This is a genomic window from Paenibacillus sp. FSL H8-0259, assembly GCF_037963255.1.
GTDB lineage: Bacteria > Bacillota > Bacilli > Paenibacillales > Paenibacillaceae > Paenibacillus_AQ > Paenibacillus_AQ phytohabitans.
Map to the genome: position 1 here is coordinate 561,691 of NZ_CP150147.1, position 14,814 is coordinate 576,504.

Here is a 14,814-nt window from a genome sequence, read left to right on the forward strand (position 1 = left end):
CCGCGGGTACCGCCTTTTCAATGTCTAACTTTGAGCCTGGTCAGTTAATGAATTGAAGTGACTTCAAGGTCTTCTCCAGCATCGTAGCGGCTTCCGCACGGGTAGCCAGCTTCGCCGGAGCGAACGCGCCGTCAGGTGTCCCCTGAATGATGCCTTCGGCAGCTATTTCTGCTACTGCTGCTCTGGACCAGTCCGGGATGCCTGCAGCATCACTGAATTTAGCCAGCACTGCCGGATCGGCAGTCAGGGTTTTGCCGGTGTACTTGATGGCTTTGGACAAGACCGCAGCCATTTCCTGGCGGCTGATCGGATTGCCCGGCTTGAAGCTGCCATCCGTATATCCGGTAATCAGACCAGCTGCGGCTGCTGTCTGTACGGCATCAGCATACCATGCGCCTGTGCTGACATCACTGAAGGTGGTTCCTCCGCTTGCGGATGCGAGTCCGAGAGAGCGGGTAATCAGTGCCGCGAATTCTGCCCGCGTGATAGACAGCGAAGGCGAGAAGGCGGTACTGCTGGTGCCGGTAATAATCAGCTTGGAAGCCAGCAGCTCAATGGATGATTGCGCCCAGTGCCCTGTAGTATCACCGAAGGTCTTGGTGGACTTCACAACCGTATAGTAGCTGTTGCTGTTGCGTTTGATCGTCACTTCAGTATCTCCGTCTGAGATGCCGGCGAAGATCGAAGGTACGAAGGACAGCTTGCCGGTAGCCGGGTCATAGGAAACGGCTGTTGCCCCTTGAGAACTCAACGCTCCCGTCGCAGTAATAGTCCGCTTCACGTAGGTGCTGCCGAAGCTGTTCAGCGGCACACTTGTATTGCCGGCCTCAGCGGTAACCGAGAATTCAATGACCGGTGCGGCCAGAGTGACGGAGCCAGCCTGTGCTGCGATAGCCTTGTTCAGACTGTCGAGCGTGGCGGTAGCCGCCTGGAGCAGAGAAACTGTAACCGTAAAGTCACTGGTACCAAGCTGGGCAGCCAGTGCCGTTCCGTTAATAAGGCTCAGCGGCAGCGAATAGGATGCTCCGCCGGTAGAGGTGAAAGTCAGCACTGTATTTGGTTTAGCAGCAGCCTGCTGAACCAGCACACTGCCCGGCAGTACAACTTGAGCACCGCCCGCTGAAGCCGTAAGCGGGATGATCAGCTCACTGGTGCCGGCAGGCAGGGCTGCGAGCTGTGCAGTCAGATCAGCTGCGGAAATCGTTGTTACCTGCGGCTGCACTGCTGCTGTGGCAGCAGCTGTTGGACTAGGTGATGGTGTTGCAGTTGGTACCGTTGTTCCCGGACCTCCACCTGAACCTGAAGTCGGTGCCGGTGTAGGAGTCGGAGTCGGTGTCGCACCTTTCAGGTCTGTGATGCGTCCTTCAATGCTGGAAGTCACCGGATTATGGCTCTTCAGGTAGGCTAACAGGACTTCGAAGTCTGGTAGACCCAGCTCATAATACCGTCCGTCTGCTTTGGCTGAAGCCAGCGCACGGTAGAAGTCGCCGCCTCCTGCCATGAAGGAGTTCGTGGACAGGATGTAGTAGGCTGCCGGATCAACAGGCAAGTAGGAACCGTCCGCCTGCTTAATATCAACGGAAACAATTCTTTCGCCAGCCTGAGTTACTTTGTTGGTTAATGAATCTACAATCTCCGGCTTTTTGGTCGAATCATAGGTGTATCTCATACCGGAGACGTGTGCGAACCGGCCCTGGTCGGAGCTGATTCCGCTGACCGCATTCTCCAGTGAAGAGATGATTTCAGCACCTGTCACTTTAAGTGCGGCAAGACCGTTACCGAAAGGCAATGTGGTCAGCACCTCGCCCATTGTAATGTCACCAACATTGATGGCCTCACGTATGCCGCCGCCGTTCTGGATAGCAACAACACCCTTGATGGAGGCGCGGTCGCTGGCCGAAACGAAGCTCGGCAGGAGTTCTGTGACTTTCTCCGCGATGCTGTCGGCAATCATATTCCCGATGGGTGTTTCTTCACTGCGTACAACACGTGTCGATTTGCCATTGATCATGCGGTAAGTGTAGAGATCGACATTGGTGTAGCCTACAACCGTACTCCGGACAGTTGCTAATTCGGCATCGTATGGAGCAAGGAGTGCGCTAGCCGCAGCGTCTGGACCAAACAGGTTAACGTCCAGCAATTTGCCTTTGTAAGTCTTGATTTCACCGTCTTTGTCGAAGGTGACGTCAAGCTCACCGAGGAACTGACTGTACTCACCGGTCTGCACAATCAGTACATTCTTGCCGGTGCCTACATTGACGATTGGTGTTGGAGGATTATCCACCTTCGTATGTGAATGTCCGCCGACGATGATATCAATACCCGGAACGGCCTTGGCCAGTTCCTGATCAACGGTGTAACCCAGATGGGTGACCGCGATAATCTTGTTGATCCCTTGCGCCTCCAGGGCCTCAACTGTCTTTTTTGCACTTTCTATATGATTCTTGAAAATGATCTTATCACCTGGCGAAGATAATCCGACCGTGTCCTCGGTAGTCAGGCCGAAGATACCAATCTTTTCGCCGTAGACATCCTTGATGACCGATGGATAGATGTTTCCGTCCTTGGCCGTACTCTGGGCCTCATCGGTTTCAAGTGTTCCGGTCATCTCATGATAGAGATCCGCAAGCTCACTGTTATTCGTGGTGAAGTCGATATTGGAGCTGGCAAACGGGAACCGGGCGGCCGTTACGAAATTCTTCAGCACTTCCGGTTGTTCCTTGTTCATATCGAATTCATGGTTACCGAAGGTCATCACATCATAGCCGATGTTATTCATGAACTTGATATCTGCCTGGCCCTTGAACTGATTGAAATATAAGGTTCCGGAAAAGACGTCACCTGCATCCAGCAGTACAGTATTGCCTGTCCGTTCGCTGCTGGTAGCTGAAGTGCGCTTCGCCACATTCTCTAAATGACCGTGAGTATCATTGGTATGCAGTACCCGCAGATTGAAATCCTCCGTAGCAAAGTCAATTTGTGCGAGCAGCGGATCATGGTCACTGATCCGGATATCGGCCGGGAATTCAGTGCCTGTAGGATAATCTCCTGGATCAGCAAAGTCCGAGTTGATATGCACGATGTCGAGTGTAGTGTCCGATGCCAGGCGATTGTTGACGAGGATATGATCCAGAGTCTGTGAATTTCCTTGGAATACGTAGGAATAACGTTCGTTCAGCGGCAGGGTATTTACGAGATTCGTAAGCGCGCTGCCTTTGAGAATGTTCAGCGTATTGGAGAACTGGAAGTCATTCAAATCGCCGAGAACGACGATATTGGCATCCGCATTCTCTTGAAGCACATCCTCAATGAAACCGTTGACGACCTTGGCGATCTTGGCCCGCTGGACTTCCGTTGTGAAGACTGGCGGCTGAACGGAGCCGAAGAGGTAATTGTCGCTGCTTTTGGAATTGAAATGGTTGGCGATCACGATCACATCGTTGCCTTCGAAAGTAAACTCCGCAGCCACCGGCTTACGCGAGTCAATGAAGGCTTCGTTCGTCGGATCGATGCGTCCGGGATTTACACTAAGACCGGAGGTCTTGCTGTAGGTGACGGATTCAGTGGCAGAACCGGGTGTGCCTGATTTCAGTGCAACGCGGTTCGTATTGTACAGGAAGCCTGAACGGATATTGCCTTCCGGAACGCCGCCGTCCTGATTGTTAACCGGAGCGATGTCGGTGTAGGCATAAGCGGATGTACCGCCATCGATGTCTTCAATGGCAGTAATCAGTGCTTCGAAGCTCTCATTAGCCTCGGTAACGCCAGTGCCCGTACCATTATTATCCTGCACTTCGGTCAGGCCGATAATGTCCGGCGTTTTGAGATTGTTTACGATATCCTTGGCTACATTTTCGATCTTCTTGGGATCGTTAAGTTTAGAGAAGTTCTCAATATTAAAGGAAGCAATATTTAGTTTGCCTTCTGCATTGGAAGAGAGAGAAGTCACTTCCCTTTGTAGTTTGCTGGGTGAGACATCTGGCAGGCCGCCAGTTTCCGTGGAAATCAGGAATTTGCCGTAATCATAGTTCATAATACCGGTAATGTTGCTTGTGAACTGCTGGCCTGTGGTGAGCACCGGTGCAGATTTCACGGAGAGGATCAGGCGCTGGGGATTGAAGTCCGCACCAGTCAGCACCAAGCCGCCCGCAGCAGAAGTGACTTCAGTCGTGTTGGCTGTTCCGTTAACTGTAACCACAGGGATTTCGAACGTGCTGCTGGAAGCATAATAGACAGCAGGGCCCACAGTGGTTGGTTTGGTAAGCTCCAGACGCATGCCTTCCAGACTTTCGTAGAAGTCGATGGCATCCGTGGTCGGGTCGAATTTGGCGAACTTATCATCATCGATAACCGTAGTCGGTACCACTCGTCCGCCAGTACCAAGAAGAGTTACTGCCGGAAGCTGATTGCCGCTGCTGAGAACAGTAGTCTTGCTGGCGGCGATTTCCGTAGTCGTCAATTGTCCGGAGAAGCCATATTCCTGGACTATGCCGTCTACTGTAACGGAGTCGCCTACTTTAACAGTGCTGCTGCCTCCCTTTTGATAGATTAGGATCGCTTCCGAGGTGGAAACATCCGCATCCATATCGGCTGCAGCGGATTGAATATAGAAACTATCCGCATCTTTAATGTAAGTGACAATACCTTTGACATTACTAACGAGGCCGTCAAGGTAAGGGGATGTATGCCCTGCGCCTTGAATCTGGCTGATCTTCAGATTGTCCAGTACAGCAGATACAGTGTATTTAAAAGTTGCTGTTGGACCATTCTCTAAATCGGGTAATGAAGAGTAGGCTTTAATGGTGAGAGTATTATAGCTGGAACTTACAGGGATAGGCGCATCATATAATTTATTATCAATCTCTGCGATAGTACTGTCGTTAGCATACACGCTGTAGTATACGCTTGCCGTTACTGAAGTACTTAATGTAATAGCAGAGCCTATGCCTATCTTGGAGCCGGAGGCAGGGGAGGCAGTAACAGGCGGAGCCTGGTTCTCACTGTAGAGGGTAACACTGGAAGTGTTTCTAACTCCGGGAACGTTGAAGTAAGTGTCTCTTGTTCCTGTAACCACAATCTGCGTTCCAATCAGCGAAGGATTCGATTTCAAACCGAATTCTGACCGGATGTAGGCAGGTGTATTCGGGAGCTGGACCGGCATGATTTTGGAACTATCCGTTTCTCCCGGCTGATCTGCTATAGCCAAATTTGTGTCAGCGGCAAGGTCCGTAGAAGAATATGAAGGACCGTTTGAGGTATACCCTACTACATAACCTGTGACTACGATAGCTTCGCTAGGTGACTTTGCAATAGCAGCTGTTACAGTTAATGGAGCATCTGCGGAAGCCATACCGGAGCCTAACGATAATCCCGGGAATATCCCGGTCAAGAGCAGTGCAACCGCTAGGAATAGACTAAACGGTCTCCTGCATTGTGAAGAAAGTTTCATGTAAGTATACCTCCCCATAAAATATCATTTCCACTTAAATATAATAGAGATAATAGGTTTCCAAAGCAATTTTTCGTCAAAATTTGTTAATAGTGCATAAATTAATAGGAAGAATTCCTAAAATATTTTAATATTTAAGGAAAATTATGAGGAATACAGCTGAATTTCCTGAAAACTATGTAAACTTAATGTTAATGCAATGTAAAGTATGAAAGATAGTAGAAACGGCCCCGCTGCCCATTGAAGGACGGCGAGGCCGTAAATGATACCGTCCTTATAAGGACGGCAAAGCCGTTTCCGCTTATTTCTATAACATCAGCTTATCCTTGCCGCCCATATAAGGCCGCAGTGCCTGCGGGATATAGACCGATCCATCTTCCTGCTGATGATTCTCCAGCAATGGAATCAGAATGCGCGGCGTAGCTACCGCCGTGTTGTTCAGGGTATGGCAGTACTGCAGCCGCCCGTCTTCATCGCGGTAGCGGATACCTGAGCGGCGGGCCTGGAAGTCGAGCAGATTCGAGGCCGAGTGGGTCTCGCCGAAGGCTTCCCTGCTGGGCATCCAGGTCTCAATGTCATATTGCTTATGTGTCTTCATCGCCATGTCGCCGCTGCAGACGGCTACTACCCGGTAAGGCAGCTCCAGCAGCTGGAGAATATGCTCGGCATTGCCGAGAATCTCCTGCAGCATCCGCTCCGACTCTCCGGGATCGTTCCGGCACATCACCACCTGTTCGATCTTCGAGAACTGGTGCACACGGTACAGCCCGCGTACATCGCGGCCTGCCGAGCCTACCTCGCGGCGGAAGCAGGCCGACATTCCGGCAAGCCGCAGCGGCGTTTCAAGATCGAGAATCTCATCGCTGTACAGCGAGACCAGCGACACCTCCGAGGTGCCGGCGAGCCAGCGCTTTTCACCCGTCAGCTCATAGGTCTGATCCATGCCGCCCGGGAAGAACCCGGTCCGCTCCAGCGCTTCCGGCCGGACGATTACCGGCACATCCATCACGGTGAAGCCGCGCTGCATCAGCACATCCAGCGCCAGCCGCTGTACGGCCAGATGCAGGAGCAGCCCGGCCCCCTTCAGCACATAGCTGCGGGGTCCGCCGGCTTTGACGCCGCGCGGGATGTCTAGGATGCCGTGCAGTTCTCCGAGCTCGACATGGTCACGCGCGCTGAAGCCGAACACCGGCGGCGCGCCATGCCGCCGCAGCTCTACATTCGCGCTGTCATCCGGCCCGATCGGCGTATCGGCCGATATGGGGTTCGGCGCGAGCAGCAGCAGCTCGCCGCAGCGGCGCTCCGCCTCCAACAACTCCGCCTCCAGCGTGGTCAGCTGGGCGTTGATCTCCCGCACCTGCTCTTTCGCTTGTTCTCCGCCTGCAGCGTCGCCCTGGCGCAGCAGCCGCTCAACCTCTTTGGTCAGCGCGTTCCGGTCCGCCCGGCGCTGCTCTGTTTCCCGGCGGGCAACCCGCCGCCGGTCATCCCATTCCAGCAGCTCCGCAAGCGGGAACGCTACCTTTTTCCACTCCGCTGTCTTCCGTACAATGTCCGCATTCTCCCTGATCCAGTTCATGTCCAGCATGCCGCTATCGCTCCTTTTGTGTTAAAAAAATGCAAAAAACGCCCTCATCCATGGGACGAGGAGCGTCAGCTCGCGGTGCCACCCAGGTTGACCTAATTCCGATAAATAGCTGTAAAGCGCGGAATAAGGCCCTCTTTGGTCTTCGCGGTAACGGGCGAAACCCGGTAAACTTAGGGAACAGGAGAACTGCTCCGGTCGCAGACGCCTCGCGGTTGGATGCCGGTCATTGGCCTGGTCGGGATATAGGTTTGCCGTTTATTATAACCAGAGAAGGGCCGGGTTGCAAGCACATTTGAGGTTTGACAATATTCCCTGTACTCTGCTAGGATTATTACTAATTTAAAGTATTTGTGTCCGGCACGGCAGCCCGGCATATCTTATAAAAGCGGACGGAAGAGGTGCGGAAGTGGCCAAAATAGTGGTAATTAACGGTACGCCATCCCTGGTATCCCGAATCAATGCGGTGATCGAATATGCGGAGGGGGATCTGCGGGAACGCGGGTTTGAAGTGGAACGGATTAATGTAGCGGAGCTTCCGGCGGAGGATCTGATTCATACCAGGTTCGAGAGCGAAGCCATCGTCAAAGCGAATGGTCTGGTGGCTGAAGCGGATGCGGTGATCGTCGTCAGTCCGGTGTACAAAGCTTCCTATACGGGAGTGCTGAAGACCTTCCTGGATCTGGTTCCGCAAAAAGGGCTGGCCGGCAAAATCGTGCTGCCGCTCTTCATGGGCGGTAGTCTGGCCCATCTGCTCGCGATCGACTATGCGCTGAAGCCGGTGCTGTCTGTGCTGGGCGCCCGGCATATTCTTGGCGGAGTCTACGCGGTAGACTCGCAGGCTGTGCGCAACGACCAGGGTGTCGTTGAGCTGGCCGAGGAGCTGAAGCTGCGGCTGAACAGCGTGCTGGAGGAGCTGGCGGACGAGACAGCGCATAAGGCGGCACGTAAGTCGGGAGAGTAGGCGTAAGATATCACCCTCCTGAGGAACATAAAAGGGCGCTAAACCACCGGAATGCGGTGGTTTAGTGCCCTTTTTGCTGGGTGTAAGCCCGGCTTTTACCGTGATTTATGCCCTTTGAAAGCTTAGCGCAGGCTCCCAATGTATAACCGTATCTCCGGCAAGGCTTGCCGGGATATCTATAATCCGCTGGTTGCTGCTTCCCCGGTAGGGGAGAGTAGTGTCTTTGAGTTCCTCTACAAATCGTCCGTCGATGACCACCTGGCACAAGGCCAGCAGCTTCCATTCCGGCGAACCGGGGGAAGCCGTCAGCTCCTCGTACGTATAACCGGTATAGATCCAGACCGGGAAGCCCGGCAGCTCGGCGCGGAGCTCATGGATGAAGTCAGCCGCTCCCTCTGCCGAGAAAAAAGGGTCCCCGCCTGCCAGCGTCAAGCCGTCCAGCAGCGGATTGTCTGCTATCTCGGTGATAATCTCGCGCCTGCGCTCCGGAGTGAAGACCTCTCCATAATTGAAGTTCCAGGTCTTAGGGTTGAAGCATCCGGGGCAGCGGTGGCGGCATCCGCTGAAGAAGAGGACCGCCCGCAATCCCTCTCCTTCATTGATCGACTCCGGATAATATCCGCAGATGTTCATAGATGCTTAACGCGGTCCCGTACTTCGGCTTGCTTGGCGGCATTGAAGCGGGTCTGATAGTCGCCGGTCAGATATCCGGTTACCCGGCGCAGCCGGCGGATATGCGTTGTATCTTCATGAGCGCCGCAGGATGGGCAATTCGTGCCGATTACACCTTCGTGGCCGCAGCCGGAGCAGCGGTCGATCGGGTGGTTGATGCTGAAATAGCTGATGTCCTGCTCCAGCGCGTATTTGATGATTTTGACGAATGCTGCAGGGTTGCTGCGGGCGTTGCCGTTCAGCTCTACATAAGAGATCGCTCCAGCGTTGCAATATTCATGGAATGGAGCTTCCAGGCTGATCTTCTTGGCTGCGCTCAGGTCGTAATAGACCGGAATGTGGAATGAATTCGTATAGTATTCACGGTCCGTTACACCCGGGATGGAACCGAGAACCTTGCGGTCTATCTTGGTGAATTTGCCGGAGAGACCTTCGGCAGGCGTAGCGAATAGAGTAATGTTCAGATCCAGCTCTTCGCTCTTGCGGTCGCAGTATTCACGCATGTGGCGGACAATGGCCACTGCCTTGGCATGGACCTCCATATCTTCGCCATGGTGTTTGCCGTACATAGCCTTCATGCACTCGGCCATACCGATGAAACCAAGGGACAGGCTGCCGTGCTTCAGCAGTTCACCTACGCTGTCTTCCGGTGCAAGCTGTTCGCCGCCTTCCCAGACGCCTTCACGCATCATGAAATCGGAGGCTTTGGCTTTCTGGGAAGCCTGAATGCGGAACCGGTGCAGCAGGCCGTCCAGCGCAACGTCCATATAATGATTAAGATCTTCGAAGAAGCCTTCCTCGTCAGCGGCAAGGCGGCGGCCAGTTACTGTGCCGTAAGCCAGACCAAGACGTACAAGGTTAAGCGTATTGAATGAAAGGTTGCCTTTGCCCGAGCAGTGATTGCGCCCGAAGCGGTCGCCCAGAACACGTGTCCGGCAGCCCATCGTAGCAAATTCAGTATCCGGATCGGTTGGATCGTAGTACTGCATATTCAGCGGAGCATCCAGATTGGCGAAGTTCGGATACAGCCGGCGTGCAGAGCACTCTGCCGCTTTCAGGAACAGCTCATAGTTAGGATCACCAGGCTGCTGGTTGACACCCTGTTTGCACTTGAAGATCTGAATCGGGAACACCGGTGTTTCTCCGCTGCCAAGTCCGTTCATAGTAGCAGTTAAGAGGGAGCTAATCACGAGCTGGCCCTCCGGAGAGGTGCAGGTTCCGTAGTTGATGCTGGTAAAAGGAATCTGGCCGCCTGAGCGGCTGGACATGGTATTCAGGTTATGTACCATGCTCTCCGCAGCCTGAAGGGTTTCAATTTCTGTCTCTTTCAGGGCGAAACGGAAGGCACGCGGATACTTCTCTTCCAGATCGCTGCGGGTCATAGTGACCTCGCCGAGTGCTTCGCCGGCTGCACCTTCCTCGAAATATTCCATTCCTTTGCGGAACAGCTTAGCGAAGGATTTAGTGACATAAGGCGCCAGATCGTAATCCAGCTTGTTGGCGGATACGCCGCCGTACTGGGCATTCTGCTGGGACTGGAAAATAATCGCCACCAGCGACATAGCCGTCATAATCGAATTCGGAGGGCGGACGCTGCCGTTGCCGGTATTGAAGCCTTCGCGGAGAAGACGTTCAAACGGGATGAAGATGCAGTTGGTTGTTCCAATGGCATATTGGTCCAGGTCGTGTACATATACAACATTATCTTCAATAGCCTGCACGAGCTGTGGCGGCATCGTGAAATTGCGGGCGTACCACTTGGAATATTCACTGCCGAATTTGCTCATCTTGCCGGAGAAGCTCTCCCCGTTCAAGTTGGCATTCTCGCGCAGCAGATCCAAATCCCGGCTGTCGATAATATCCCGTCCCAAATGAATAACTTCTTCCAAAAGAACTTCCTGTGCAGCTTGTCCTTCGTTATATCGTTTCTCCAGCAGCGTCATTGTATAGCTCTCTCCTCTCGGTATCGTAAGCGTGAAGCATGTGCTCCATGACATCAGTAAAAAGGCATCTCCAGCCGGGAGGCGGGAAATGCCCGAATGCGTATTGCAAATATCCGAAACAGCGGACATTTGCCGGTGGTCTATGTGGAAAATACGAACGGGCACAGGGCTTGTCCTGTTCTGGAACCTGTTCTTGTACCTTCCGCAGAAGCCGATACCTGAGGACGATACTCTATCGTCCTCAGGTATCGGCAGCCTCTGGCCCGATTAACGGAAAGGCTAACTCTGCTCGTGCAGGCCGCATGCGGGCACCTCGCCTGTTCCTCGCAGGAGTCTAACCGGTGCCACAGAAACAGGCAGGTCTCCTGGCTTCCGGCATGCCCTCCGGCGCCTTCCCGAGGGGCCTCGCAGCCCCTTAGTGGCTTGTTGTCGGAGGATGCTGCTCCAGCGGCGTCTGGCAGCTGGAACATCCGGTTACAGTGGCGGGACCGCAGCGGATTTGCACCGTGTTTCCCTATTAAGCTTCAACCCTAGCAAGAGGGCGAAACACCTGTTTCTACTATATTTTGTTGTTGTTAAATAAAAGTAACTCAATATATTGTGTTTGTAAACATTTTTTTGCGAATCCGCGCGGGGAGCGGGTTCCGCAGGTTTACTCACAGATGATCCACAGTTAGTCCACAGGTAATCCACAACTTTCCTGTGGATATGGCCTTAAATGAGTCATAAATTGTCCCAAAAGATGCCACAAAGACTCCATAAATAGAGTGCGTCTAATCCTAGTAGTTTTACTGGGGAGATAGTAATAGAGAGGGGGGGCTATGGGTATTTGTGGGAGCGGCGCTGAAGGGTTACAATTAAGGAGTAAGGACAGAACAGACTCATCAAACTTGCAGGAGGGATTTCATAATGGCGATTGGCGAAGTGACCGTTATTCCGATTGGCACTGGCAGTACCAGTCTCAGCAGCTATGTGGCCGATATGCAGCGTGTGCTGCAGACCGTGGAGGGGATTACCTATGAGCTTACTTCGATGGGGACTATTATTGAAGGACCGGTTGCACGGATTCTTGCTGCGGTAGAAGCGCTGCATGAGTCGCCGTTTACGTCAGGAGCACAGCGGGTTTCCACCTCGCTTAAGATTGATGACCGTCGTGACAAGCCTTCTACGAGCCGCAGCAAGCTGGAATCCGTGGAACGCAAGCTGCAAGGAGAGTAAAGAGTACCTGTAGTTGTAATCAGATTCAACCTATAAGGAGCGGATCTTTCATGGCAAAAGCCTCACAGCAGATCGGGATTCAAATGTACACACTGCGTGACCAGACGGAGCGCGATTTCCTGGGTACACTGGGCAAAGTTGCGGAGATGGGATATCAGGCGGTAGAATTCGCCGGTTATTTCGGCGTGTCTGCAGGAGAACTGCGCCGTACATTGGACCGGTTGGGTCTTGCTGCGCCTTCGGCGCATGTGGGCCTGGATTTCAGCAGTCTGGATAACATGGAACGGGCGTTAGCCAAAGAAATTGAATATGCGAAGGAACTTGGATTACAATATATGATCACCCCTTCGGCACCGCTTCCGCAAAACCCCTCAATGGAGGATGTGACGGCGGTGATTCCCTTCCTGGAGAAGGCCTCCGCGATGGTCCGTGCAGCAGGCCTGCAGTACGGGTATCACAACCATGATTATGAATTTGCGGAGGTAGACGGCAAAGCAGTCATCGATATATGGCTGGAACAGATTCCTGCGGAGCATATGTTTGCAGAGTTCGATCTGGGCTGGGTACACAGGGGCGGAGCACGTCCTATTGACTATGTCGCCCGTTATGCCGGCCGTGTTCCGCTGGTTCACATTAAGGATTTCGGGGCAAATAATGAAGAGACTGACCTCGGGAAAGGGCAGGTTGATTTCCGGAGCGTCTTCGACAAGGCAGAGGAGAGCGGGATTCTGTACTATATAGTAGAGCAAGAGGCTTATGCCGTGTCCTCGTTGGAAAGTGCTAAGGAGGCACTGGAATATTTCCGCGGGCTGGGGCTAATGCAGGACTAGGCAGCGCGAATGATCAAAAAGGGTTGCGTTTTCTGCTGAAAGAGTTATAATATTTTTTGTTTGGCAGGCAGACTATCCTTTAAGCTGGTGTAGCTCAGGGGTAGAGCAACGCACTCGTAATGCGTAGGCCGGGGGTTCAATTCCCTTCACCAGCATCTTTTGAATTCATATGCAGCGCGGCCTCCGGGGATTTCGGAGGCCGCGCTTTTTTCTGTACCACCATAAACCTCTACCATTCTTCTACCATATTCGAGTGAAGTAACGGAATTCACTTTTGGTAGCCGTCAAGTCTTATTTCCTAATCTGCTTAGCGGTTTAAGCCGGATGCCCCATTGGGCGCACGATCAATTCATTTACATCCACTTCCGCAGGCTGCTCAAGGGCATAGGCAATGGCGCGGGCAATACCGGAAGAGGGCAAAGCATTGGCCCGGAAGGATTTCATCATCTCGAGGGCTGACTCATCAGTGATGGTATCAGCCAGTTCGGATTCGGTTACGCCTGGAGAAATAACCGTCGTACGGATTGTTGCTCCCAACTCCTGACGCAGGCCCTCTGTAATCGCCCGGACCGCGAACTTGGTGGCACAATAAACCGATGATTTCGGAAAGACAGTATATGCGCCAACGGAGGCAACATTGATGATGTGGCCGGAATTCTGTTCCTTCATTACGGGAATAGCAGCTCCGATCCCGTGCAGCACACCGCGAATATTGACATCAATCATACGGTTCCACTCCTCGATCTTTAATGCATCAAGTGGCGATAACGGCATCACACCTGCGTTATTTACAAGGGCATCAAGGCGTCCGAATTGATGAACTGTAAATTGGACGATTGATTTCATTTGCTCAAAATCCGTTACGTCGAGGGAATGGTATTCAGCAATCCCGCCCGCGTTTCTGATCTCCTCCGCCAGCTTTTCTAGCCTGTCCGTCCGTCTTGCACCGAGCACCACCTGTGCTCCACGCTTAGCGAGCCATTTGGCGGTCGCTTCTCCAATGCCGCTACTGGCACCGGTAATAAGCACTACTTTATCTTTTAATGTCGACATGCCACACCGCTCCTTTTATGAATGAAATACGCTTAGGTGTTACATGTTCATTATGCTGCCGACTTCAAAGCTTGCGGTAGCCGGATACTGTGAAGAGATTGCCTAATCCTCCAAAATGCAATAAAGTAAATTGTAATAGTCGCAGAATGGAGGAATACGCTTGACTGAATTGACCGAACGAATCGAACGTATTGCCGTACAAGATGGGACCATCGTTACCGCCTATCCTGCTCTTTCTTTTATTCGTTCTTCCGACATATCCGCGCCAGTGCCTGCGGTATACAAGCCATCCCTGTGTGTGATTGCTCAAGGTGCCAAGCGGGTAATGCTGGGGCCGGAAAGCTATTGTTATAATCACGGAAGCTATCTGGCCGCTTCCGTGCACCTGCCAATTACCGGACAAGTCATTGAAGCCTCTCCAGAGACCCCGTACTTGTCCCTTCAGCTACAGTTTGATATGGATCAGATTTTGGATGTGATTCAACAATCCAATGTCACAGAAAACACAGGACAAGAACCTCCCCGCGCTTTGGTTATCAGCCGGATGAGCGATCCGCTTCATGAGGCTGTCATGCATCTAATCCGTTTGCTGGATACGCCGGATGATCTACCGGTGCTGGCTCCTTATGCAGTGCGCGAGATTCTTTACCGTATGCTGCAGACTGAGCAAGGGGACTCTATACGGCAGTTCGCTCTCTTGGGCAGCCGTGCCCATCAAATTGCCCACGTGATTGAAGGGATGAATCTCCACTATGCGGAACCCATGCGGGTGGAGAAGCTCGCGCAAGCAGCCGGAATGAGCAAGTCATCTTTTTTTGCCTGTTTCAAAGAAGTGACGGCAATGACCCCCCTCCAGTATCAGAAACGCCTGCGGCTGACAGAAGCTCGGAAAATTCTCCTGGCGACAACGAGCGATGCGACAAGTGTCGCTTATCAGGTTGGCTATGAGAGCGCCACGCAGTTCAATCGTGAGTATGCCCGCTTGTTCGGCCAGCCGCCTATTCGGGATGTACATCGGTTCCGGGAAACGATATAGTTGCATCACACAAAAACACCGCCAATTCTCCTGAGAATGCGGTGTTTTTGTTATTCCTGTTATGTGG

Annotated in this window: 10 protein-coding genes, 1 tRNA gene and 1 riboswitch; of the genes, 6 read left to right on the forward strand and 5 right to left on the reverse strand. The window is 52.8% G+C overall.

Going from position 1 to position 14,814, the window contains the following annotated elements:
- Positions 1–40: 40 nt before the first annotated feature.
- Together NSU01_RS02440 and serS are read right to left on the reverse strand one after the other, a co-directional pair.
- Positions 41–5,449, reverse strand: coding sequence for an S-layer homology domain-containing protein (locus NSU01_RS02440; protein ID WP_179093661.1), 5,409 nt, complete (start codon positions 5,447–5,449; stop codon positions 41–43).
- Between the two features lie 307 nt (positions 5,450–5,756).
- Positions 5,757–7,034 (reverse strand): serine--tRNA ligase, encoded by a 1,278-nt coding sequence (gene serS / locus NSU01_RS02445; protein ID WP_076248842.1) that lies wholly within the window; start codon positions 7,032–7,034, stop codon positions 5,757–5,759.
- A gap of 406 nt (positions 7,035–7,440) precedes the next feature.
- Here serS and ssuE point away from each other — a divergent pair, with 406 nt between their 5' ends.
- Positions 7,441–7,995 carry an NADPH-dependent FMN reductase gene (ssuE, locus tag NSU01_RS02450; RefSeq protein ID WP_076248839.1) on the forward strand — a complete coding sequence of 185 codons (555 nt, stop codon included), beginning with the start codon at positions 7,441–7,443 and terminating at the stop codon, positions 7,993–7,995.
- A 105-nt stretch (positions 7,996–8,100) separates the two neighbouring features.
- Here the strand turns inward: ssuE and nrdG are convergent, their stop codons facing one another.
- Positions 8,101–8,628 (reverse strand): anaerobic ribonucleoside-triphosphate reductase activating protein, encoded by a 528-nt coding sequence (gene nrdG, locus NSU01_RS02455; RefSeq protein ID WP_076248837.1) that lies wholly within the window; start codon positions 8,626–8,628, stop codon positions 8,101–8,103.
- Positions 8,625–10,610, reverse strand: coding sequence for an anaerobic ribonucleoside triphosphate reductase (locus NSU01_RS02460; RefSeq protein WP_042133144.1), 1,986 nt, complete (start codon positions 10,608–10,610; stop codon positions 8,625–8,627). Before NSU01_RS02460 ends, nrdG begins: the two co-directional genes overlap by 4 nt.
- Positions 10,611–10,706: 96 nt before the next feature.
- On the opposite strand from NSU01_RS02460, the gene NSU01_RS02465 reads away from it, so the two are divergent.
- The 4 genes from NSU01_RS02465 (at position 10,707) to NSU01_RS02480 (ending at position 12,813) form a co-directional block, all read left to right on the forward strand.
- The gene (locus NSU01_RS02465) at positions 10,707–10,832 is read left to right on the forward strand and encodes a hypothetical protein (RefSeq protein ID WP_256704072.1); all 126 of its coding nucleotides are present in this window, start codon (positions 10,707–10,709) and stop codon (positions 10,830–10,832) included.
- 115 nt (positions 10,833–10,947) lie between these two features.
- A riboswitch (cobalamin riboswitch) is annotated at positions 10,948–11,179 on the reverse strand.
- Between the two features lie 340 nt (positions 11,180–11,519).
- A complete protein-coding gene (locus NSU01_RS02470) occupies positions 11,520–11,828 on the forward strand; it encodes an MTH1187 family thiamine-binding protein (RefSeq protein ID WP_042133148.1) in 309 nt (102 codons plus the stop codon).
- 50 nt (positions 11,829–11,878) lie between these two features.
- The gene (locus tag NSU01_RS02475) at positions 11,879–12,658 is read left to right on the forward strand and encodes a sugar phosphate isomerase/epimerase (protein ID WP_076248833.1); all 780 of its coding nucleotides are present in this window, start codon (positions 11,879–11,881) and stop codon (positions 12,656–12,658) included.
- Between the two features lie 83 nt (positions 12,659–12,741).
- A tRNA-Thr gene (locus tag NSU01_RS02480) sits at positions 12,742–12,813 on the forward strand.
- Between the two features lie 160 nt (positions 12,814–12,973).
- Here NSU01_RS02480 and NSU01_RS02485 read toward each other — a convergent pair.
- Positions 12,974–13,711: an SDR family oxidoreductase gene (locus NSU01_RS02485; RefSeq protein WP_042133152.1), complete on the reverse strand. Its 738-nt coding sequence runs from the start codon at positions 13,709–13,711 to the stop codon at positions 12,974–12,976.
- Positions 13,712–13,871: 160 nt separating this feature from the next.
- On the opposite strand from NSU01_RS02485, the gene NSU01_RS02490 reads away from it, so the two are divergent.
- A complete protein-coding gene (locus NSU01_RS02490) occupies positions 13,872–14,747 on the forward strand; it encodes an AraC family transcriptional regulator (protein WP_231575271.1) in 876 nt (291 codons plus the stop codon).
- Positions 14,748–14,814 lie beyond the last annotated feature (67 nt).

Coding starts and splice junctions, on each gene's coding strand:
- NSU01_RS02470 (WP_042133148.1), top strand. CDS start 11,520: ATGGCGATTGGCGAAGTGACCGTTATTCCGATTGGCACTGGCAGTACC.
- NSU01_RS02440 (WP_179093661.1), bottom strand. CDS start 5,449: ATGAAACTTTCTTCACAATGCAGGAGACCGTTTAGTCTATTCCTAGCG.
- NSU01_RS02475 (WP_076248833.1), top strand. CDS start 11,879: ATGGCAAAAGCCTCACAGCAGATCGGGATTCAAATGTACACACTGCGT.
- NSU01_RS02460 (WP_042133144.1), bottom strand. CDS start 10,610: ATGACGCTGCTGGAGAAACGATATAACGAAGGACAAGCTGCACAGGAA.
- nrdG (WP_076248837.1), bottom strand. CDS start 8,628: ATGAACATCTGCGGATATTATCCGGAGTCGATCAATGAAGGAGAGGGA.
- serS (WP_076248842.1), bottom strand. CDS start 7,034: ATGCTGGACATGAACTGGATCAGGGAGAATGCGGACATTGTACGGAAG.
- NSU01_RS02465 (WP_256704072.1), top strand. CDS start 10,707: ATGCGTATTGCAAATATCCGAAACAGCGGACATTTGCCGGTGGTCTAT.
- NSU01_RS02485 (WP_042133152.1), bottom strand. CDS start 13,711: ATGTCGACATTAAAAGATAAAGTAGTGCTTATTACCGGTGCCAGTAGC.